Consider the following 19,841-nt stretch of genomic DNA (forward strand, 5'->3'; position numbering starts at 1 on the left):
CGACTACAGGGCTGTTACCTGCTCTGGCTGACCTTTCCAGATCGATTCGCCTATCTTCCTCTTTGGTAACTCCAATGGAGTGTCCTACAACCCCAGAAAGCAAGCTTTCTGGTTTGGGCTGATTCCGTTTCGCTCGCCGCTACTTGGGAAATCGCGTTTGCTTTCTCTTCCTCCGGGTACTTAGATGTTTCAGTTCCCCGGGTGTGCCTGCCTATACCTATGTATTCAGTATAGGATACTGTTCCATTACGAACAGTGGGTTTCCCCATTCGGAAATCTCCGGGTCAAAGCCTACTTACGGCTCGCCGGAGCATATCGGTGTTAGTCCCGTCCTTCATCGGCTCCTAGTACCAAGGCATCCACCGTGCGCCCTTATTCACTTAACTATCTTCGTGAAAAGACGTTTACAATTTCAATTAGATGTCTTGTCATCAATTGCCTCATCGTTAGATGAAACAATGATTCCTTATCCAGTTTTCAAGGTTCACAAGTTGAAAGATCGTTTGATCTCTCAAAACTGAACAACCAACACAGTACGTTTCCGTTATATCCTTAGAAAGGAGGTGATCCAGCCGCACCTTCCGATACGGCTACCTTGTTACGACTTCACCCCAATCATTGGCCCCACCTTCGGCGGCTGGCTCCAAAAAGGTTACCTCACCGACTTCGGGTGTTGCCAACTCTCGTGGTGTGACGGGCGGTGTGTACAAGGCCCGGGAACGTATTCACCGCGGCATGCTGATCCGCGATTACTAGCGATTCCGGCTTCATGCAGGCGAGTTGCAGCCTGCAATCCGAACTGAGAATGGTTTTATGGGATTTGCTACACCTCGCGGCTTCGCTGCCCTTTGTACCATCCATTGTAGCACGTGTGTAGCCCAGGTCATAAGGGGCATGATGATTTGACGTCATCCCCGCCTTCCTCCGGTTTGTCACCGGCAGTCACCTTAGAGTGCCCAACTAAATGCTGGCAACTAAGATTAGGGGTTGCGCTCGTTGCGGGACTTAACCCAACATCTCACGACACGAGCTGACGACAACCATGCACCACCTGTCACTTGGTCCCCGAAGGGAAAGCCCTATCTCTAGGGTTGTCCAAGGATGTCAAGACCTGGTAAGGTTCTTCGCGTTGCTTCGAATTAAACCACATGCTCCACCGCTTGTGCGGGCCCCCGTCAATTCCTTTGAGTTTCAGCCTTGCGGCCGTACTCCCCAGGCGGAGTGCTTAATGCGTTAACTTCAGCACTAAGGGGTGGAAGCCCCCTAACACCTAGCACTCATCGTTTACGGCGTGGACTACCTAGGGTATCTAATCCTGTTTGCTACCCACGCTTTCGCACCTCAGCGTCAGAAACAGACCAGAGAGTCGCCTTCGCCACTGGTGTTCCTCCACATATCTACGCATTTCACCGCTACACGTGGAATTCCACTCTCCTCTTCTGTCCTCAAGTTCCCCAGTTTCCAATGACCCTCCACGGTTGAGCCGTGGGCTTTCACATCAGACTTAAGGAACCGCCTGCGCGCGCTTTACGCCCAATAATTCCGGACAACGCTTGCCCCCTACGTATTACCGCGGCTGCTGGCACGTAGTTAGCCGGGGCTTCCTCGTTAGGTACCGTCAAGGTACCGCTCTATTCGCACGGTACTTGTTCTTCCCTAACAACAGAACTTTACGATCCGAAGACCTTCATCGTTCACGCGGCGTTGCTCCGTCAGACTTTCGTCCATTGCGGAAGATTCCCTACTGCTGCCTCCCGTAGGAGTCTGGGCCGTGTCTCAGTCCCAGTGTGGCCGATCACCCTCTCAGGTCGGCTACGCATCGTCGCCTTGGTGAGCCGTTACCTCACCAACTAGCTAATGCGCCGCGGGCCCATCTGTAAGTGATAGCAAGAAGCCATCTTTCAACTTTCCTTCATGCGAAAGAAAGTATTACCCGGCATTAGCCCCGGTTTCCCGGGGTTATTCCGATCTTACAGGCAGGTTGCCCACGTGTTACTCACCCGTCCGCCGCTCGTTCCACGAGCTTCACCCCGAAGGGATCCACTCGCTTCCCGCGCTCGACTTGCATGTATTAGGCACGCCGCCAGCGTTCGTCCTGAGCCAGGATCAAACTCTCCATAAAAGTTAAGTTTGACTTGCTCATTTGCACACCGAATGTGCTTGTTTCAAATCTCTTCTATAAAGAAGAAATGTTTTGACGTACTGGTTGATTCGTTCAGTTTTCAAAGATCAAATGTTTCGTCTTCCGCTTAAAAACAGCGACTCAATCAGTATATCGCGTTCAGTTGTTTGTGTCAACAACTTTTTTGCGATTTATTTTTCTGTGAGCCGTTCGCGGCTTGCCGCTCTTTTAATGCGACAAGTAATAATTTATCATGTCAGTTGTTTTGTGTCAACAACTTTTTTCATGTTTTTGTTTAGCTCGTTGCCGCTCTCTTAATGCGACGCTTATTAATATAGCACGGTGTGAATTATCCCGTCAATAACTTTTTATAAAAAAGGTCCCCTCTCCTGTTTCAAACTCAGAAGAGGGGTCTTTTCACTGATCTACATATTTGTCGACAGGCTTGTATCGTCTATGGAATATTTGCGGTCCTTTTGTATCTTGAGGTACAACTTCAATGACATCATGATCTACAAGATATTCAATCATTGAGGATAAGTCCAAGATGTATTCTTGAATTTCAGGATGCACTTTCAGTTCTCCAAATGACCAAGGCTCTTCTCTTTCACTCATAAGCTGCAGTAAATGTTGTGCACTCGCTCTGGACCTTTTACTAATTGAGTGTTCAACAGCTAGGATCATCAGCTGTATTCTTTTTTCTGTCGGTTCACCACTTTCAATAAGTTCCTGGTAAAGTTTATAAATTTCAGGTTCAATCCGCTTCACCTGGTTCCATACCGTCACTTCTGGATGGAACCCTTTTTCGATAATGGATAACCGAGCTAGATAATGGAGAGAGTTAACCATGCGACTATAAGAATCTAGATACTGCTTGGAATCATACAAATCTTTTGATTCGCTGTAGCTACGAATCAACTTAGCAAATTCTATCGCCTTCTTTAAGTTACGGGTTTGTTGTGGGAACTCCCGCAAATGTTCCTTCAGGTTCGTTAGATACTCATTTCTTTCAAAAATGATGTTGCCATTAATGACCCATTCTACAGCTCGACGATATGAACTTGTATCGATCCAATGCTGGAGAAGCTTTTCATCCACTATATGCATCGCTGCTGATTTATTTTCAAATTCATAATGTTTTACATACCATAATTCCTCCGCGTCCCGGACAATAATGAATAGAATGACATCAAAATTATCTGTTACAGGACTAATCGGTTTCTTCTTTTCTAATATAAGAATACCCAGTGTATTACTTTGACTGGCTTTTTCTTGGTAAATCGGGCGTAATAGATCTTCCATATTCTTTCCCCCACATTCAATTTCCCTTTCTTTGTGTTTATTCGCTATGTTTAGGCAAAATCCTTTTTTCCTATTATATTTGCCTAAAGAAAATATGCTATACTACGTGGTAGATAGTAAGGAGGGACCCTGAGTGGCGTTAAAATACAGTAGCAAAATCAACAAGATTCGTTCCTTTGCTTTCTGGCTGATTTTCCTTGGCATAGGCGTAATGTACATCGGGTTGTTATTCAAAGATACGATGTGGGCAATGGCTACATTCATGATATTGGGCGTGGGTTTCGTCGGTCTCAGTACAGTCGTTTACTTCTGGATCGGAATGCTTTCAACGAAAACCATACAGATCGTTTGTCCATCCTGTGAAAAACCGACCAAGATGTTAGGACGCGTGGATGCTTGCATGCATTGCGATCAGCCTCTGACGATGGACAAGTCTTTAGAAGGAAAAGATTTTGATGAGAAATACAATAAAAAACGGTATCAGAAGGAAACGCAAGGCCAGCAATAATGAACGGATAAGCGACTTCAATCAAAAAGCTCCACTGCAAATGCAGTGGAGCTTTTCTTTTATTGTTCAACAATAAAAAACTGAAAGCCTAGCGCTTCCAGTTTTAGTGAGCGTTATTCGATTGGCATTCTGTGCACGTTCCATAGACTTCCATGCGATGATGACTTACATTAAATCCAGTCACCTGTTCAGCTAATGATTCCACTTCGTTCAAACTTGGATAGTGGAAGTCAACGATTTTACCGCATGATTCGCAAATCGCGTGATAGTGATCGCTTGTATTACAATCAAAGCGGCTTGAAGAATCACCGTAAGTAAGCTCCCGTACGAGTCCAATTTCTCTGAATACACGGAGATTGTTATAAACCGTGGCTACACTCATATTCGGAAATTTACTTTCTAAAGCTTTATAAATTTCATCAGCTGTTGGGTGAGTCATAGAATTCAGCAGGTATTCAAGCACCGCATGACGCTGTGGAGTAATTCGTACACCAGAGCCTTTCAGTGTATCAATGGCATCTTGGAGTCGATGGTCTGACACGGTCATGCACCTCGCTTTCATAAACTGATTCTTGATTTATAATATTATTAAATTAGAATCCTTACAATTAGTGTAACCTTTCCATCAAGGAATTGTCAATATAAAGCACCGCTCAAAAAGTTGGTCTCTCATACATCGGGATCTAGAGGTGTCTCTGTTCCTCCAAGTTGATGATTCACATAACGAGCCGCTACGAAGAGAAAATCTGACAGTCGATTCAAATAGGACACGACTAACTGGTTATCCAATTCGTCTTCTAAAGCCACTGTTATCCTTTCTGCCCGGCGAACCACCGTACGAGCAAGGTGAAGAGCAGCAGATGCCTGATGCCCGGAAGGTAATATGAAATTCTTCAAAGGTTCAAGTGACTGATCCCATTCATCAATTTGTTTTTCCAACTCATCAATATGGTCCTTTTTCAGTTTCCACATGACATCTTTCCCTTTAGGTGTAGCCAGTTCTGCTCCGACATGAAACAAGATCGTCTGGATTTTCTGAAAGGTTAGCATAAAGGCTTCCTTATCCGTCCAATCTTCATGATTCAAGTGGCTGAGAGCAAGGCCGATCATTGAGTTCGCTTCATCACATGTGCCATAAGCTTCTACTCGGATATCATTTTTAGCTACGCGTTGACCATATATTAAAGAAGTTTTCCCTTTATCACCTGAACGTGTGTAAATCCTCATCCTTAATACCCCCGTTTTGGATCAATAATATTTCTTAATTCCCCTTCTCCACTTATAAAGACAGAAAGATTCTTTTCAAAGAGATCAAACCCTCTCGGAACATACTGAGGAGAGATGCCTGATAAGTGCGGTGTTACCGTTACATTTTCTTCCCGCCACAGCGGGTGGTCTTCAGGTAAGGGTTCCTCCTCAAAGACATCAAGCACAGCGTGCGAAATTTCTTTTTGACGCACCGCATTTAGAATCACTTCCGTTGAAACTAAGTCCCCTCTTCCCATATTTAGAAAAATAGAGCGCTTAGGCATTTCCTTAAAGTGTTTCTCCTCTAGTAAATATCTAGTGCCGGGAGTACTCGGAAGCGCCGCCACAACGAAATCAGCAAGAGGAAGTACCAGTTCCAATTGTTGCACCGGGAAAGTCTGGTCGAAATGCAGTTTCTTTTTCCCTGACTTCGATACACCGATCGTTTTCATCTGAAAGGCTTTTGCTAAACGGGCAACTTCTTGCTGAATGGCTCCCGTTCCAAGAAGAATCATCGTGCGCCCGCTTATTTCACTCATTACAGGGCGGCGGCTCCATTCTGCTTTCACTTCTTGTTGTATGAGGGTCTTCGCTTTACGAGAAACTTGCAGCAACATGGAAATCGCGTACTCTGCCATAGGTTGTGCATGAATGCCCCTTACATTCGTCACGAGAATGTCTCTTTTGGCAATTTCATCAAAAGGCATTCTGTCCATTCCTGCAGATAAGACCATAATCCATTTCAGTTTCTTAGCTGACTGAATCTTTTCTCTGTCCAAGTCTTCTCCATATGTAATGAAGACATCCGCTTCCTCAAGATAATATTTCGCTTCCCCCATTCCATGACAAAAAATGAAAGCAGCCTCAGGAAAACGTGTTTGAAGCCTCAGTTGGATTTCATCTGGGACTCTTTTTATGGCAGAAACAATCTTCACGAAATCAACTCCTTCCCCTTTTCTTCTATATTAGACGATAAAGAAACCATAGTCACTTGTAGACTATGGTTCGGTTGATTTTACGATAGGTTTTCTCTGATATACTCTAAAGCTGATTCGACGTGTCCTTGAACCTTAACTTTTCGGTACTCTTCTGCAAGTTTACCTTCTTTGTCGATGATAAAGGTGGAACGTTCGATGCCATAATATTCTTTTCCGAAATTCTTCTTCAGCTTCCAGACACCAAACTGTTCAGCCACTTGATGATCCTCATCAGCAAGCAGAAGGAATGGCAGATCATGCTTGTTGATGAATTTTTCATGGGATTCGACTGGATCAGGGCTGACACCTAAGATAACAGCATCGAGATCTTCAAAGCTTTCGTGATGATCACGGAAATCACAAGCCTCCGTCGTGCAACTAGGAGTCATGTCTTTAGGGTAAAAATAAAGGACGACGTTCTTCCCTTTATAATCAGAAAGAGATACGGATTCCCCGCTGTTTGCTGGTAGTGTGAAGTCTTGTACTTGTTTTCCTTTTTCAACTGTCATGATAAGACCCTCCTAAATGGTTTCTACCACTTAGGTTACCTTAAAAATAGACAAACTTCCAACTTCAGCGTTCCTCTTTATGCTTCAACCAAACTTTCGCAACTAGTGCAGCCGGTAGTGTATACCCCACCATCGCCTCGGAAATTGCAATCCATTTCCCAATCCCTACTGGTGTCAAATCACCATAGCCGACAGTAAATAAAGTCACACCGCTGAAGTACACACTCCTTATCATCTCCTGCGTCCAGTTCTCCTGTATGAATGGAGCGTCGGCCCTGTACACTTCTAACCCTTGAAGGATCAGCGCAGCATAGATAATCCCAAAGCCAACCATGACAATCGTATATAACATCATAACGGACACAAAGAGTTGAACAGAGAATATTTTGTGTTCGAATTCAAGGGAGTGAAAGATTTGTCTTAGACTCACTCCAATCAATGCGAGGGAAAGAGTAGAAATAATGATCGTAATCATAGATATGCCCCTTTTAAAACGAGTAAACAAGCCCTACTTGTTCATATGAATGCAAAGGGTCTTTTATGCCCTGCCTCTTAGCCGAACTGGTTGATGGTCCATTTTTCAGACAAAACCGGGCGAACGCACAGCCCGCGAATGAAAGTCTGCATAAGATACAGTAAACAATGGAAAGGGGGAATTGTGAATGGGTTACGGATATGGCGGAGGCTTTGCGCTAATCGTTGTTCTTTTCATCCTTCTAATCATCGTTGGTGCAGCATTCCTATACTAAGAACAGCTCGCACTGAGCCCCATGTGCGCTCAGTGTAACTTTCCTCGTAATCGATCGGACTACTGTTTCAACGCTCTAGAGTGAAGGAACCTTTCAAAGAATGCTTTCCGGGTCCATGATCCGGGAAGCACCTTTGTGATACATGATGGACAAGCATGCTACAATAATCTGTGAAAAGGATTGTTTAGGAGGTAAATGATGAATTTCAATAAGTCGGAACATTTATATAATGAAGCAAAAGAACATATCGTCGGGGGCGTCAACTCTCCATCCCGCGCGTATAAAGGCGTAGGGGGCGGAACCCCTGTTTATATGGACCGTGCTGAAGGGTCCCGTTTCTATGATGTCGATGGAAATGAATATATCGATTACTTAGGTGCATATGGACCTATTATTACGGGACATGCTCACACGCATATCACAGAAGCCATAACCAAAGCTGCGCAGAATGGTGTGCTTTACGGAACCCCGACCGTCCTCGAAAACCGCTTTGCTAAAATGCTCAAAGAAGCCATTCCTTCACTGGATAAAGTAAGGTTCGTCAATTCCGGTACTGAAGCAGTCATGACAACCATACGAGTTGCCCGTGCCTATACCGGAAGAAACAAAATCATTAAATTCGCCGGGTGTTATCACGGTCACTCTGATTTAGTCCTCGTAGCTGCAGGCTCTGGCCCATCGACTTTAGGGACACCGGATTCCGCAGGTGTACCTGCATCGATTGCCCAGGATGTCATCACGGTTCCTTTTAATGATATCGAGCCCTTCAAACAAGCGATTGAAAAATTCGGTGACCAAATTGCAGGTGTTCTTGTTGAACCCATTGTAGGAAACTTCGGAATCGTAGAACCTAAACCTGGTTTCCTGCACGAAGTGAATAAACTGACTCACGATGCCGGAGCTCTCGTTATTTATGATGAAGTCATTACCGCTTTTCGTTTTACATACGGAAGTGCTCAGCAATTGTTAGATATAGAACCTGACATGACAGCAATGGGCAAAATCATCGGTGGCGGACTTCCGATTGGTGCTTACGGTGGCCGTGCAGACATTATGGAACAAGTCGCTCCATTGGGACCAGCCTATCAGGCGGGGACGATGGCAGGGAATCCTGCTTCCATGTCTGCTGGAATTGCTTGTCTCGAGGTACTCCAGGAAGATGGAGTATATGAAGAAATGGACAGGCTCGGCGCACGATTGGAAAAAGGTATTCTAGCACATGCCGAAGATCACGGCGTACAAATTCAGATCAATCGATTGAAAGGTGCTTTAACCGTATATTTCACGGATGAAAAAGTCGAAAATTATGAGCAGGCAGAGAATACGGATGGTGATCAATTCGCCCGCTTCTTCAAACTTATGCTCGCTGAAGGAATCAATCTCGCTCCATCGAAATATGAAGCATGGTTCCTGACCACCGCACATACAGATGAAGATATCGATCAAACATTAAAAGCCGTCGAGAAAACCTTCCGGACCATGGCCAATGACTAATCTTCCTCTCCCCTGTCCACATAACCAGGGGAGATTTTTTCGCTGTTTTTTCTGAATATTTTGTTGATTATATGAAATCTTCATGCTATTATATATACATAATTCTGAATATTCCCACGAATTATGATCTTTGTTTCATTTCTTTCCCTTTTCATAGGTTCCAGCTTAGGCTGGTTCCCCTTTGGCTTATGCGGATCGCGCATAAGCTTTTTCTTTTGTTTTCCTCCTTATGAAATGATGTATAATGGGAGCATCCGACTTTTCATTATGAGAGTCTCTTATAAGCGATTTTTCGTTCATAAGATATTTTTACGTTTAAAGGATGATGTCTTCCATGAAATTAGGCGCACGTATGATGAAGACAGGGTTAGCTGTAGGGATTGCCCTTTATATTGGGCATTTGATCGGTTTCGTGTCCCCTCTACTCGCTGCGATCGCTGTCGTCTTTTCCATTCAACCTTCCATTTATCGATCCTATCAATCCATCATCGAGCAAGTACAAGGAAACATAATCGGTGCGTTGATTGCTATTGTTGCCGTCTTTACTCTCGGCAACGACCCGTTCATCGTAGGGTTTGCAATCATCCTTGTCATTGGATTGACAACGACATTGAAAATGAACGAAAACACGATTGCTCTAGCGGTTGTTGCTGTCATTGCCCTAATGGACTCGACGGACCAAACCTTTTTATACTTCGCAGGTTCCAGGTTCACTTCCATGCTTCTCGGGATCCTTGCGGCATTTATCGTCAACCTTGTCTTTCTTCCACCACGATACGAAACAAGGCTGTTCACGAAAATTGACCGTGCTACCAATGATATTTTGCAATGGCTGAGAGTGACGACAAGGAATTTATCTGATGAACCAGCTCTTAAATATGAAATCACCAGAATTCAGGATGATATGCGTTGGGTTGACCATACCTATCTTCTCTACTCAGAAGAAAGAACTTATTTCAAAGGGAGTCATTTCTCTAAAGGGAGAAAAATGGTGCTTTTCCGTCAATTGATTACAACGACAAAAAAATCTTTCGATGTCCTGAAAGCTTTTTACAGGTTGGAACACAAAATTGAACAAATTCCAGAACCGTTTCAAGATGCTGTTGTACAAGAACTGGATAAACTGATCAACGCACATGAGAAATTAATTCTGAGTCTTAAAGGCCGCATTAAAAACACGCATAAACAATCATTAAGACGGATTGAAGAACCCGACATCCCTATGCTCGTTGAACGACTGATGAGCGTTTATGAAAAAAGCAATAATCCTGATAAGCTGGTTTTCCTTCCCCTCGCCTCGCAATTGATGGAGTACCACTACCAGTTGGAGCGACTCAAGAAGTTACTCAAAAGTTACCAGGCACACCATCAGGATGACTTTATCCAGACATCAGAAAAATAAAAATCCAAAGCCGAGTATGTCTGACATACTCGGCTTCTTTTATCTCCCATAATAAAAATAGCTCAAGGTTTTAAACCTTGAGCTTATCATTACGTTCCCATATATTCTTCTTTATGATCATCCAGCTCCTGCACTTGGTACAGGTCGTAATAATGGCCTTGTTTCTTCATCAACTCCTGGTGGGAGCCGACTTCTACAATTTCACCATTCTCGATGTGGACAATCCGGTCCGCATGGGTGATGGTAGAAAGGCGATGGGCAACAATAAACGTTGTCCGTTCAGAAGCTAAACGTTCAAGAGCATTTTGAATGAGGTGCTCACTTTCCAAATCAAGAGCAGAAGTCGCTTCATCTAAAACGAGTAGCGGTGGGTTTTTCAAGAATACCCGTGCGATTGCCACCCTTTGTTTTTGACCCCCCGATAACTTCACACCTCTTTCACCGACCAACGTATCGTAGCCGTTCGGAAGATTCATGATAAAATCATGGGCATTCGCCGCTTTCGCAGCCTCAACCATCTGTTCATCCGTGGCATCCGGATTACCCATTCGTATATTCATCGCGATCGATTCACTAAAGAGGATATTGTCCTGAAGCACCATGCCAATGTTATCCCTGAGAGACCTGGCTTCAAAATCTCTAATATCTGTTCCATCAATAGATATTGAACCTGAAGTGACATCGTAGAATCGAGGGATCAAACTAATCAGGGTCGACTTTCCTCCCCCACTCATGCCGACAAAAGCGATGGTTTCTCCTTGATTAATGTCTAGGCTGACATTTTTAAGGACGAGCGGATCTTCTTCATCATATCGAAAGGAGACATCCTCTACTTTGACATCGCCTCTCACGTGTTCCATTTTCTTCGCCCCCGGTTTATCGACAATGTCATATTTTTCATCCACAAATTCAAAAACACGATCCATGGAGGCGATGGATTGCGTAAGCACTGTCGCTGAATTGACGAGGCGCCGAAGCGGATTATATACACGATCCATATATCCGACAAACGCAACCATTGTACCGACGGTTAGAGAACCTGTGATGACTTGATACCCCGCAAAAGCAATGACTAACAATGGAGCAAGATCTGTAATCGTATTCGTTACAGAGTAGGTGTAAGCGTTCCAGTTGGTATGAGTGATCGCTTTATCCAGGAAGTTCTTATTCTTCACATCAAATTGTTCTTGTTCATGATCCTCCAAAGCGAAACTCCTCGTTACAGGAACTCCCTGTACCCGTTCATGCAAATGACCTTGTACTTCTGCAAGCGCCTGTGAGCGATCGCGTGTAAGATTTCGTAACCTCGCGTAAAAATATTTGACCGCAAATCCGTAAAAAGGGAACAAAGCAATAGCCACCAATGTAAGCCAAGGATCCATCGTCAACATGATAATGATGGCAATAACAATGGTGAACATATCGAGCCAAATATTCATAAGGCCTGTGATAACGAATGTTTTCGTCTGCTCCACATCATGAATGACGCGGGAGATGATTTCGCCCGTTTTCGTTTTAGAATAAAAGCGTAAACTCAAACGTTGGATATGGTCGAAAAGCTTCTCTCTAATATCATATAAAATGTTACTCCCAATCCATTGCGCCAAGTATTGCCTGATATATTCGATGGGCGGTCGCAAAATGAGGAAAATGAGAAAGGCTCCTCCTAAAATGAGAAGCAATTGATCCAGTCGTTCTGCCTGTGTCATATCTTCCGCATTGATAATATCATCAATGACATATTTAATAATGAGTGGCATTAACAAAGGGATAGAGAATTTAACGATTCCAATAAGTACAGTGAGAATGATTTTCCCCTTGTAAGGCTGCACAAATCGTAAATACCTTTTTATACTGTCCAAAACAACACCTTCTTTCTAAACCTATCAAACAACAACGAAGCGCACTTTTTATAAGTGCGCAATTGGTCATTATCTATACGTTAAGTACCTTTCATACCACTGATCGATGAATTCCGGAGAAAACGGTCCTTTCCGTTGACGGATCCACCTGATTAAAATATCGATGTTGTTATAGAGGATACGATCCAACACATGAGGATAGTTCATCCGCTTTTTATGGATTTCATATTCATCTTCATCAAGTATTTTATAGGTCATATCAGGGAAAATTTTCACGTCCAGGTCATAATCAATATATTTTATGGTTTCATCTTCATAAACGAAGGGAGAACTAATGTTGCAGTAGTAATATACTCCATCATTCCTTAACATACCGATAATGTTGAACCAATATTTAGAGTGGAAATAACAAATGGCCGGTTCTCTGGTGATCCATCTTCTACCATCACTTTCTGTTACTTCCGTACGGTCATTGGCTCCGATGATCACATGTCTTGTCCCTTTTAATATCGTGGTACTGTCCCAAACTCGGTGTAACTGCCCATTGTGCTTATAGCTCTGGATTTCTATCCGTTTACCTGCTTCTGGGCCGGGCATACAATCCCCCCTTCCCTTTCTATTCCATATCACCTTCTACCTATTATAACGACAAATGAAGTGGATTGAAAACAATTGGACCAGAGACAGGATTATCGAACAAAACCATCCCTTTTTTCCACAATAGCTCCCGTTAGTGGAGACTCAGTTTCGAGACAATTGAGTGGTTCTAGGGGCTCCGGGAAAAGGTTCGCTTTCCATGGGGCGGGCGGTGAGCCTCCTCAGGCTACGCCTTCCGGGGTCTCACCTGTCCCACACGTCCCATAGGAGTCTCACCGTTTCCCTCCGCCCCATTGCCATGAAAGATTCTCGAAAACACTCCTAAAAGGTCAGCTCGTATGATTATGGGAGGTGGATGACTAGAACACCTCAACAGTACGTTAAAGCTTAATCCACTTCGCTTTACACCTCTAACAGTTGGATAGTGAAAGACCCATCCAATTTGGTACAAGGGTTCGTTTCTCCCTTACACCGAAAGGGGTGGTTGGGAAGCTGCGAGACTCCCGCGGGAATGGATGGACTGGCAAGACCCCACAGTGCGAAGCACGAGGAGGCTTGCCGTCATCCCCGCAGGAAAGCGAGTAGCTTCCCGATCACCCCTGACGCCCAACATAGCAACGAACCCCGGAAACATTTCGAAACTGAGTCTTACACAAGACTGCCATATTGTTGAATAACATTATAAAGGTATGTAAATAAAAGAAGCCGCCCGCTAAAGGGGCGACTTCTTCAATCGGGGGATTGATACAGGCTAAAAAGCAGCCTGGCCAACCTACCAACCACTCAGGTTATTTTTTCTTAGCCTGAGATTTTTGGTTCTGCTGCTGTACGTGCTGCGCGTCAGTTTGTTGAGCGAATTCAGCGCCGTATTGGGATTTCCCTTGTGCAGCTTGTTGGTTTTGTTGTTTCACGTGGTTAACGTCTGTACCAGCTGCTGTTTTGTTTTGTTTCGGTTGCTTAGCCATGTTTATCACCTCCGCAAAAATTATTGTGTACAGGAGATGGTCGTTTCATTCCAAAAAACAAAAATTTTTATATAAAAAACCGCTCCTTGTGATAGGAGCGGTTTTAAAAATTAATGGGATAATCTCTTCGTACCGATATAACGTTGACTCCAGTAGTTACTGGACAATGAACTAATTTCAACACCATTTGTAGACCCCGTGTGGATGAAACTGTTATTACCTACATAAATTCCGGCATGGGAAGCACCCGGCTTATAGGTTTCAAAAAACACAAGATCTCCAACCTGACGATTTGAACCACTTACAGAATCCATTCTACTATCCGCATAGATAGATGCTACTGTACGCGGGATACTTATCCCCTCTTGAGCAAATACGTATTGAAGGAAACCACTGCAATCGAATCCTGCCGGGCTTGTACCTCCCCAGTGATAGGGTGTGCCTATATGCTTTTTCGCCTCGGCTATTAAACCTGAGCTCGAATCCGTATCATTTTTTGTAGAAGTGTGTGTTGGAGAAGAAGTGACTTCACCCGAAATTTTTAATTGTTGACCAGAATGAATCACATTGCTGGATAGGTCATTCAGACTCTTAAGATGAGAGACAGACATTCCATATTTCGTAGCAATTAACCACAGGGAATCTCCACTCTTTACAGTATATGTATCATTGGCTTCTTGTTTTGATTCGGACTTCTGTTCATCAGCCGTTTCTTTTTGATCAGGAGCGGATGGTTTTGTTTGATTCGCTTCTCCTGTCACCGTTAAATTTTGTCCGGAATAAATGACATCACTTGTCAAATCGTTCAATTCTTTCAATTTTGACACAGACAAACCATAACGAGTAGCAATGGCCCATAGAGAATCTCCGCTCTTCACTTTATAAGTAGTGGTTGAAACGGTTTCTGTCGTTTCAGATGGTGATTTTCGTGCAGAATCAGATTCCTTTTCGACGACCAAGGTTTGTCCTACACGGATAAGGTTTGAGTCAAGTTTGTTCCATGTTTTAATTTCGGATACGGAGGCATCATACTTCGTGCTGATCCTCCACAATGTTTCCCCCGGATTTCACCTTATGTAATTCATCAGCAAAAACGGAACTTCCCCACAATGACGCCCCAATCAAAGACCCACAGACAGCGGTGACCACTTTTGTTTTATTCATCTATAAAACCCTCTCATATGTATGGTATTAGTCAAAATGGATAATCGTTATGTTCTATTACTTATTATTCATAAACGACACTGAATTGTAAATAGTCTAAAACTTCAGCAAACGAGGGCGTTTTTTGTCTAATCCTTGTCACATAAAGGTCGAGATAGTTACGTTACATTTACATTACAAATTTGTTACGTTTCATTAGGTGACTATTTACATGTATGAGGAGGTCAGATGTACATAAAGTATCTAGGAAGGAGGATGGAATGCAATGTATGTGGGACGAGATTTATCCGCTTTATCTATGGAACCAAAACAAAAGTGGCAGGAAAAAGAGCTTGGTTACTTTCACTATGCTCTTTCACAGTCTTCTCCGTATTTGAACTCGGAAGGAATTACCCTATTACGTGAAATCAATGAGGAGATTAAGCGCCGCGGTGGCTTGGAGCAGCAAGAAGCTACTTGGACCACCGGCACTCATCCTGTTATCGATTAATATGAGGGTGGGCTTTTTGATGGGATACCGGAAATGGAAAGTCTTCCATGTCTTCAGGTGCAATAAATTTTGCACGCTCATGGTCAAGCGTTCCTTCTTTTACAGTAACCTTGATGACTTCCATTTCCCAAATCAAATGGGAAAATACATGCTTGATGCGATCTACGGATTCCCCCACCACTACTTTCAAACCATATTCACCATAAAACCAATGCTCGACCGCTTCTTGACCTACGTCTTCAAGAGGAACCATTGGGTACTGCCATAAGGAAGCGAGCAGACCTGTGTCCGGTCTTTGCTCGATCAGGACCTCTCCCTTTTCATTTTGAACAAGAAGCAGCAGATATGGCGATTTTTTCTGTTTCTTTTTAGAAGCTTTAACTGGGAGCTCTGTTTCCACTCCTTCATCAAAGGCTCTGCAGTGCTCCTGTACGGGACACAACATGCAGGAAGGAGTTTTAGGTGTACAGACCAGGGCTCCAAGTTCCATCAATCCCTGGTTAAAAGAAGAGGGATCCTCTTCAGATATCAATTCACTCACAAGCTCTTCAAAAAGCTTCCTCGTACTTTGTTTGCTAATGTCATCTTCAACACGAAGAATTCTTGATAAGACTCTCATGACATTCCCATCAACCGCTGGTTCCGGTATATCGTAGGCAATACTTAAGATAGCCCCTCGCGTATAGGGGCCTACGCCTTTGAGGCTGCCTAATTCTTCGGCATCAGCTGGAACAACTCCCCCGTATTCTGAAACAACCTCTTTCACAGCGTTTTGCAAATTTCGCGCACGGGAATAGTATCCTAAGCCCTCCCACGCTTTCAAGACCTCCTGTTCATCTGCCTGAGCTAAAGCGTCAGGTGTAGGAAACTTATCCATAAAATGATTAAAATAGGGAATGACCGTATCAACACGTGTTTGTTGGAGCATAATTTCTGATACCCACACCCGGTAAGGATCTTGATTTTCCCGCCATGGGAGAATCCGCTGCTCTTCTTTAAACCAATGAATGAGGTCCTTTCTATAGGATTCCTTGTCGAAGTTATTTAAAATATGTTTAACTCTTTCAGCTCTTTTCATCTTTCTTCACCCTTCGTGATAAACTACTGTTGAAACGTCCGACCTGCCAAAGGAGGTATGAAACTTGGATACAGGCACACATGTCGTCATGGGCGTCGCGTTAGGGGGCCTGGCCACGCTTGATCCCGTTGTCAATGCAGACCCCGAGCTTTTTAATGCGGTTCTTATCGGAACAATGATTGGCTCTCAGGCGCCCGATTCAGACACGGTACTAAAATTAAGAAATAATGCAGTTTACATCCGGCACCACCGGGGCATCACACATTCCATTCCTGCTGTGATTCTTTGGGGGATCAGCATCCCCAGCATCATTTATATGTTCACTCCTGAGGTGAACTTTGTGCACCTTTGGCTTTGGACTTTTCTTGCTGTCATACTACATGTGTTCGTTGATATATTTAATGCTTATGGTACCCAAGCGTATCGCCCTATTACAAAAAGATGGGTAGCTTATGGGTTTATCAATACATTCGACCCGTATATTTTCACCCTGCACATTGCAGGCATTGTCGCGTGGAATTTAGGGGCAAACCCTGGAACTTTATGGCTGATCTTATATTTTGTCATCGCTCTTTATTACCTAAAAAGGTACTTTGACAAAAGAGAACTTGTTCGTTTGATTCATGAAAACATCAAGGACGTCAAACAGATTGCGACCTCTCCTACTATGAAGCAGAATGTTTGGAGAATTGCGATCACTACTCCTACTCATTATTACGTAGGAAGAGCGGAGAACGGACATTTAACCATCCTTGATACATTCACCAATAAACCGATCGATTATGATGATCCTGTCATTCAAAAAGCTTTGACCGATCATAACATCAAAGCCTTTTTATCCTTTTCTCCCGTGTATAGGTACGAGATGAGCTACTATGATGAGTACACAGAAGTAAGGTTCATTGATCTTCGTTATCGTTCACGGGGACGTTACCCGTTTGTTGCACTGGCTCAAATTGACGATGAGCATGGAGACCACTTAAAAATTCTCAATTCCTATACTGGATGGGTGTTTACAGAAGAAAAGCTGCAAAACAAAGTAAGCCCGATGTGAAAGGTACCGTTAGTGTAAGGAGAACATAAAGAAGGAGTCTCTCAAGATGAGAGGCTCCTTTTTAAACCATGCGCATTTTTAATGAAGATACCCTTTTTTCTCAAGCATTTTTTTGTATTTGGGATTTGTTGCTACAAACTCATGAAGCTTCGGGCCATAATGTTGAATCCACTGCAAGACGATCTGTTCTGTGACCTGTTTCCCTTGATAGTCATGACCGGCCTTTGCTCGCGTTGATTCAAAATCCTCCCATAAAAGTTCCACCCATGTCCGTGCCTCATCTATTGTTAGCTCCGGATTCTTCTCGTATAATTTTTCAGCTAACCGCTGGTATATTTCATTCATGTGACCACTCCATATTTGGCAATGTTTACACTGCCATTGTAACACATACGGTCCCTAAGAAGGTACATACTAATACTGTCTCTCCATAGAGACTCATGAGGAGGATGACTGATGCGTAATAAGGCAAAGAATTTCCCTAATGTAAAAATGACGCACGCACCAGATGACCAAAGCGAATATCTCGCGAAGCGTCCAAACGGTACGATCAATAGTAAACCTCAAGAAAGAGCGGCTAGATCGAGACACCGTGACGTCAACGACGTAGGGAGGAATTACCATGGGTAAACGTAATTTCAAATCGAAAGCCTCTACCAACTATTCACACCGCAGCATCAAACATTTGAGCAGCCGTGTGAATGGGGAAACAGAACAAACGCAAGCAGACCAAATCACTGAAATCCAAATGCGTAAACGCAACTAAAAATACCGGGCACGTATAAACGTGCCCGGCTCCTTTATTTCTAAGCTACTTTTTGCCCTAACATAGAAATGGGTAGAGCTTCTTCTTCATCGCTTGCTTTCTCACCTTGTTTAGTTTTCCTGTATCCCCAGGCAAACACACCGTTCATATATTCAATATAAAACAAATGCTCGGGATCACTTTCAACTTCGTATGTTTCCCCCGCCTTAAAATCACCTGGATTCATCATGTAGGATCTAGCCATAATGATCTTTCGTTCATGAACAGCAAATTCATTTACCATTCCTAATTGTTCCGCCTTTTGAGCTTTTTCCGTCAACTCCGCAATCTCAGAACGTAACTCTTCTTGTGTATATTCACTATATCTTTTTTCCATATTGTAACCTCCTCTATTCGAGCTCTCTTTACATTCTAGCAGGGTTTGTTCACAATGAATATAAAGCAACACAGATAAGGAGAGATGAGGATGAAGAATGTTTGGATTACTGGAGCCGGAACAGGCTTAGGACGTGCTCTTGCTCGGATTTACGCGAAAAACGGTTATAAGGTCTTCCTTTCCGGAAGAACGGCGGAGCACCTACAGATTACTCAAAACGAGATCACAAACGAAGGTGGAAAAGCAGAGGTTATTATTTGCGATGTGACGGAGCCATCATCAATCAGAGAAGCTGTTAAACAGATCGATTCCTTACATGTACTGATCAACAACGCTGGGGTCGGTCATTTCGGAGAGCTTTCCTCCTATACCGAAGACAATATAGATCAACTTCTCAACACAAACGTCAAAGGGACGGTTCTGACCACTCAGCTTGCCGTTCCTATGTTAGAAACGACAGAAGGTCGTGTATTGAACATCATCTCAACCGCTGGTCTACGTGGGAAGAAGAACGAAAGCATATACTGTGCAAGTAAGTTTGCAGTACGCGGATTTACCGAGAGTCTGCACAAAGAATGGGAGGACTCCCCATTGACCGCGACCGCCGTGTATATGGGCGGGATGAACACCCCATTCTGGAGCGAAACGGACCATGTGGGAAACCCAGAAAGACTAAAAGGTCCAGAAGTTGTAGCTGAGCAGATCTTTGCAGAGGATGACGGTAGAAACGAGATCTTCATCGATCGCTAATTGTAGTAAGGATAAACTTGAATTCATATAAGTATCGTGCGGTTGTTTCGCACGGTACTCTTTTTATTGGTGCAAATTCGCATGCTCTTTAGTGCGACTCGTTTATTCACACAAAAAGGGCTTGCCTCAACGGCAAGCCCTTTTTTATGCTCGAAGAAATTACTCTCCAAGACCTTCTTCTTTTGCTTTAGCTACTACAGCTTCTACTGCTTCCGCTTCGTCAGAACCTTCTGCTTTGAACGTCACTTCTGCACCGTTTGGAATTCCAAGGGACATTACTCCCATGATGGACTTCATGTTAACAGATTTACCTTTGTACTCGATGTTTACATCGGATTGGTATTTTCCTGCTACTTGTACAAGTGCTGTAGCTGGACGTGCGTGTACACCGTCGGCTGCTGTAATTTTCATTGTTTGTTCTGCCATGT

General features: G+C 43.6%; 24 protein-coding genes and 2 rRNA genes (1 of these 26 only partly in view). 9 read left to right on the forward strand and 17 right to left on the reverse strand.

The genetic code is table 11. The features are described from left to right. The 3 genes from LC065_RS00090 to LC065_RS00100 all read right to left on the reverse strand — a co-directional run. Positions 1 to 386, reverse strand: a 23S ribosomal RNA gene (locus LC065_RS00090); it reaches 2,524 nt to the left of the window's first position. 170 nt (positions 387 to 556) lie between these two features. Then, positions 557 to 2,122 (reverse strand): 16S ribosomal RNA (locus tag LC065_RS00095). Together the 16S and 23S rRNA genes form the textbook arrangement of a ribosomal RNA operon. Positions 2,123 to 2,539: 417 nt before the next feature. Then, a complete protein-coding gene (locus LC065_RS00100) occupies positions 2,540 to 3,424 on the reverse strand; it encodes a nucleotidyltransferase-like protein (protein ID WP_226587576.1) in 885 nt (294 codons plus the stop codon). Positions 3,425 to 3,557: 133 nt separating this feature from the next. Between LC065_RS00100 and LC065_RS00105 the strand changes: the two genes are divergently transcribed. After that, positions 3,558 to 3,932 (forward strand): YgzB family protein, encoded by a 375-nt coding sequence (locus LC065_RS00105; RefSeq protein ID WP_146818754.1) that lies wholly within the window; start codon positions 3,558 to 3,560, stop codon positions 3,930 to 3,932. A 103-nt stretch (positions 3,933 to 4,035) separates the two neighbouring features. On the opposite strand, the gene perR is transcribed toward LC065_RS00105, so the two are convergent. The 5 genes from perR to LC065_RS00130 all read right to left on the reverse strand — a co-directional run bounded on the left by perR (position 4,036) and on the right by LC065_RS00130 (position 7,141). Continuing rightward, a complete protein-coding gene (perR, locus tag LC065_RS00110; protein WP_089653921.1) occupies positions 4,036 to 4,479 on the reverse strand; it encodes a peroxide-responsive transcriptional repressor PerR in 444 nt (147 codons plus the stop codon). A gap of 122 nt (positions 4,480 to 4,601) precedes the next feature. Continuing rightward, positions 4,602 to 5,159: a cob(I)yrinic acid a,c-diamide adenosyltransferase gene (locus tag LC065_RS00115; protein ID WP_226587578.1), complete on the reverse strand. Its 558-nt coding sequence runs from the start codon at positions 5,157 to 5,159 to the stop codon at positions 4,602 to 4,604. A 2-nt stretch (positions 5,160 to 5,161) separates the two neighbouring features. Next, entirely contained in the window at positions 5,162 to 6,115 is a 954-nt protein-coding gene (locus LC065_RS00120; RefSeq protein ID WP_226587580.1) for a D-2-hydroxyacid dehydrogenase, read from the reverse strand. A gap of 80 nt (positions 6,116 to 6,195) precedes the next feature. After that, positions 6,196 to 6,666 (reverse strand): thioredoxin-dependent thiol peroxidase, encoded by a 471-nt coding sequence (gene bcp, locus LC065_RS00125; RefSeq protein ID WP_306163665.1) that lies wholly within the window; start codon positions 6,664 to 6,666, stop codon positions 6,196 to 6,198. Positions 6,667 to 6,730: 64 nt separating this feature from the next. After that, positions 6,731 to 7,141: a potassium channel family protein gene (locus LC065_RS00130; protein WP_226587582.1), complete on the reverse strand. Its 411-nt coding sequence runs from the start codon at positions 7,139 to 7,141 to the stop codon at positions 6,731 to 6,733. A 187-nt stretch (positions 7,142 to 7,328) separates the two neighbouring features. Here LC065_RS00130 and LC065_RS00135 point away from each other — a divergent pair, with 187 nt between their 5' ends. The 3 genes from LC065_RS00135 to LC065_RS00145 all read left to right on the forward strand — a co-directional run bounded on the left by LC065_RS00135 (position 7,329) and on the right by LC065_RS00145 (position 10,311). Further along, entirely contained in the window at positions 7,329 to 7,415 is an 87-nt protein-coding gene (locus LC065_RS00135) for a YjcZ family sporulation protein (RefSeq protein ID WP_085030712.1), read from the forward strand. A gap of 198 nt (positions 7,416 to 7,613) precedes the next feature. Next, positions 7,614 to 8,909 carry a glutamate-1-semialdehyde 2,1-aminomutase gene (locus tag LC065_RS00140; RefSeq protein ID WP_226587584.1) on the forward strand — a complete coding sequence of 432 codons (1,296 nt, stop codon included), beginning with the start codon at positions 7,614 to 7,616 and terminating at the stop codon, positions 8,907 to 8,909. 334 nt (positions 8,910 to 9,243) lie between these two features. Further along, positions 9,244 to 10,311, forward strand: a complete 1,068-nt coding sequence (locus LC065_RS00145; protein WP_226587586.1) for an FUSC family protein — start codon at positions 9,244 to 9,246, stop codon at positions 10,309 to 10,311. An 89-nt stretch (positions 10,312 to 10,400) separates the two neighbouring features. On the opposite strand, the gene LC065_RS00150 is transcribed toward LC065_RS00145, so the two are convergent. The 5 genes from LC065_RS00150 to LC065_RS00170 all read right to left on the reverse strand — a co-directional run bounded on the left by LC065_RS00150 (position 10,401) and on the right by LC065_RS00170 (position 14,899). Next, positions 10,401 to 12,173, reverse strand: a complete 1,773-nt coding sequence (locus LC065_RS00150; protein ID WP_226587588.1) for an ABC transporter ATP-binding protein — start codon at positions 12,171 to 12,173, stop codon at positions 10,401 to 10,403. A gap of 69 nt (positions 12,174 to 12,242) precedes the next feature. After that, positions 12,243 to 12,770 (reverse strand): nucleoside tri-diphosphate phosphatase, encoded by a 528-nt coding sequence (ntdP, locus tag LC065_RS00155; protein WP_089653788.1) that lies wholly within the window; start codon positions 12,768 to 12,770, stop codon positions 12,243 to 12,245. A 788-nt stretch (positions 12,771 to 13,558) separates the two neighbouring features. Further along, complete coding sequence (locus LC065_RS00160) at positions 13,559 to 13,735, reverse strand: gamma-type small acid-soluble spore protein (RefSeq protein WP_089653790.1); 177 nt, start codon at positions 13,733 to 13,735, stop codon at positions 13,559 to 13,561. A gap of 110 nt (positions 13,736 to 13,845) precedes the next feature. After that, positions 13,846 to 14,787, reverse strand: a complete 942-nt coding sequence (locus tag LC065_RS00165; RefSeq protein WP_306163666.1) for a C40 family peptidase — start codon at positions 14,785 to 14,787, stop codon at positions 13,846 to 13,848. Then, positions 14,762 to 14,899: a hypothetical protein gene (locus tag LC065_RS00170; RefSeq protein ID WP_306163667.1), complete on the reverse strand. Its 138-nt coding sequence runs from the start codon at positions 14,897 to 14,899 to the stop codon at positions 14,762 to 14,764. The genes LC065_RS00165 and LC065_RS00170 overlap by 26 nt, the downstream gene beginning before the upstream one ends. Before the next feature lie 265 nt (positions 14,900 to 15,164). Between LC065_RS00170 and LC065_RS00175 the strand changes: the two genes are divergently transcribed. Beyond that, positions 15,165 to 15,389: a cytosolic protein gene (locus tag LC065_RS00175; RefSeq protein ID WP_226587592.1), complete on the forward strand. Its 225-nt coding sequence runs from the start codon at positions 15,165 to 15,167 to the stop codon at positions 15,387 to 15,389. Here the strand turns inward: LC065_RS00175 and mutY are convergent. After that, entirely contained in the window at positions 15,379 to 16,467 is a 1,089-nt protein-coding gene (mutY, locus tag LC065_RS00180; protein ID WP_226587594.1) for an A/G-specific adenine glycosylase, read from the reverse strand. The two genes, LC065_RS00175 and mutY, sit on opposite strands and share 11 nt — an antisense overlap. A gap of 64 nt (positions 16,468 to 16,531) precedes the next feature. Here mutY and LC065_RS00185 point away from each other — a divergent pair, with 64 nt between their 5' ends. After that, complete coding sequence (locus LC065_RS00185) at positions 16,532 to 17,521, forward strand: metal-dependent hydrolase (protein ID WP_226587597.1); 990 nt, start codon at positions 16,532 to 16,534, stop codon at positions 17,519 to 17,521. Positions 17,522 to 17,599: 78 nt separating this feature from the next. Here LC065_RS00185 and LC065_RS00190 read toward each other — a convergent pair whose 3' ends face one another. Beyond that, on the reverse strand, positions 17,600 to 17,866 hold the full coding sequence (locus LC065_RS00190) for a YfhJ family protein (RefSeq protein ID WP_226587599.1): 267 nt from the start codon (positions 17,864 to 17,866) through the stop codon (positions 17,600 to 17,602). A gap of 111 nt (positions 17,867 to 17,977) precedes the next feature. Here LC065_RS00190 and sspK point away from each other — a divergent pair, with 111 nt between their 5' ends. Both sspK and LC065_RS00200 read left to right on the forward strand, forming a co-directional pair. Then, entirely contained in the window at positions 17,978 to 18,151 is a 174-nt protein-coding gene (sspK, locus tag LC065_RS00195) for a small, acid-soluble spore protein K (protein WP_226587601.1), read from the forward strand. Further along, positions 18,144 to 18,287 carry a YpzG family protein gene (locus LC065_RS00200; protein WP_226587603.1) on the forward strand — a complete coding sequence of 48 codons (144 nt, stop codon included), beginning with the start codon at positions 18,144 to 18,146 and terminating at the stop codon, positions 18,285 to 18,287. The genes sspK and LC065_RS00200 overlap by 8 nt, the downstream gene beginning before the upstream one ends. A gap of 40 nt (positions 18,288 to 18,327) precedes the next feature. Here LC065_RS00200 and LC065_RS00205 read toward each other — a convergent pair whose 3' ends face one another. Then, positions 18,328 to 18,663 (reverse strand): YfhH family protein, encoded by a 336-nt coding sequence (locus LC065_RS00205; protein WP_226587605.1) that lies wholly within the window; start codon positions 18,661 to 18,663, stop codon positions 18,328 to 18,330. A gap of 90 nt (positions 18,664 to 18,753) precedes the next feature. On the opposite strand from LC065_RS00205, the gene LC065_RS00210 reads away from it, so the two are divergent. Beyond that, the gene (locus LC065_RS00210; RefSeq protein ID WP_226587607.1) at positions 18,754 to 19,413 is read left to right on the forward strand and encodes an SDR family NAD(P)-dependent oxidoreductase; all 660 of its coding nucleotides are present in this window, start codon (positions 18,754 to 18,756) and stop codon (positions 19,411 to 19,413) included. Between the two features lie 159 nt (positions 19,414 to 19,572). On the opposite strand, the gene LC065_RS00215 is transcribed toward LC065_RS00210, so the two are convergent. After that, positions 19,573 to 19,839, reverse strand: a complete 267-nt coding sequence (locus LC065_RS00215) for a phosphocarrier protein HPr (RefSeq protein ID WP_089653809.1) — start codon at positions 19,837 to 19,839, stop codon at positions 19,573 to 19,575. Positions 19,840 to 19,841 lie beyond the last annotated feature (2 nt).

This window comes from Halobacillus litoralis (assembly GCF_020524085.2).
GTDB lineage: Bacteria > Bacillota > Bacilli > Bacillales > Halobacillaceae > Halobacillus > Halobacillus litoralis_E.